Origin of the sequence: Agarivorans sp. 1_MG-2023, assembly GCF_030548385.1 — a bacterium.
In the GTDB taxonomy this organism is placed as follows: domain Bacteria; phylum Pseudomonadota; class Gammaproteobacteria; order Enterobacterales; family Celerinatantimonadaceae; genus Agarivorans.
The window spans coordinates 1-1,152 of sequence record NZ_JAUOSJ010000033.1 but is presented as its reverse complement, the minus strand read 5'-3'; the positions used below and the strand labels follow the sequence as shown (position 1 = coordinate 1,152).

The window sequence follows — 1,152 nt, the reverse complement described above, 5'->3', positions numbered from 1 at the left end:
AAAAAATACAAAGGCTTGGCTACTCATCTCTGCGTAGTTTATGAAGCCGGGCCGTGCGGATTTTGGCTCTATCGCCATTTAGTGAAACACGGTATCGAATGCTGGGTAGTGGCTCCAGCCCTTATCCCTACAGCGCCCGGTGATAAGGTTAAAACCGACAGGCGTGACGCTATCGCTTTAGCGAGAATGGCACGAGCGGGATTGATTCATTCTATTCATGTGCCCAATGCCGATGACGAAGCGGTGCGTGACTTAATCCGTTGCCGAGAAGATGCCATGCTGGATTGTCGCCAAGCCAGGCAGCGTTTGAAGCTGTTCTTATTGCGAAATGGTCATCCGTGTACCGGTCGGCAAGTGTGGAATGAGGCCTACAAACGGCACCTGGCCGATATTCATTTCTTAGAACCTGCTAAAAAACTGACTTTTCAGCACTACATCAACACCGTTACCGAACGCTATGAGCGGCTTCAGCATCTTGAGCAAGAGCTACAGTTAATTGCCCAAGACTGGTCTTGGTATCCGTTAGTCCAATACCTAACGGTGTTACGTGGTATTCGCTTCTTATCGGCTATTACCCTGGTTGCAGAACTCGGTGACATGCGCCGTTTTGCTAATCCACGTTCACTGATGAATTTTGTCGGTTTAACGCCTTCTGAGTACTCTAGTGGCAATCGACAAAAACAAGGCGGTATTACCAAGTGTGGCAATACTCATGCAAGGCGAATACTCATCGAAGCAGCTTGGGCTTACCGCTTTACACCCAAAGTCTCGCGCGAGTTACTGATACGCCAGCAAGACCAATCACTCAATCTACAGCAGCGTTCATGGCAAGCCCAACAACGATTATGTCGACGCTTCGCCCAGCTCAAACACCGTGGTAAGGAACACAACAAAGTGGTGACCGCAGTGGCCAGAGAACTACTCGGTTACATCTGGGATATTGCGCAGCGCTTTGACCCAAAGAGCCAACATATAGGGTAGAAACAAAGAAAAATGAACGATTTAAAATAACTTGAATGAGTAAGACCCGCGGCAGCGGTGAGAGCAACCCTCGAGGGCGTTAAGCGATGTAAACTCGCGCGCATAGACTGAGGCAAGGCTCCAAGGGCGCAAACAAGTAATGCGATAACCAACTCGCGAATATCAGCAAGG

At 49.2% G+C, this 1,152-nt stretch carries 1 protein-coding gene; it reads left to right on the top strand.

Going from position 1 to position 1,152, the window contains the following annotated elements; genetic code table 11:
- Window positions 1-981 (top strand): IS110 family transposase (locus Q4592_RS21760; protein WP_303516932.1); only part of this gene is annotated, 981 nt, incomplete at its 5' end.
- Between the last annotated feature and the right edge of the window lie 171 nt (window positions 982-1,152).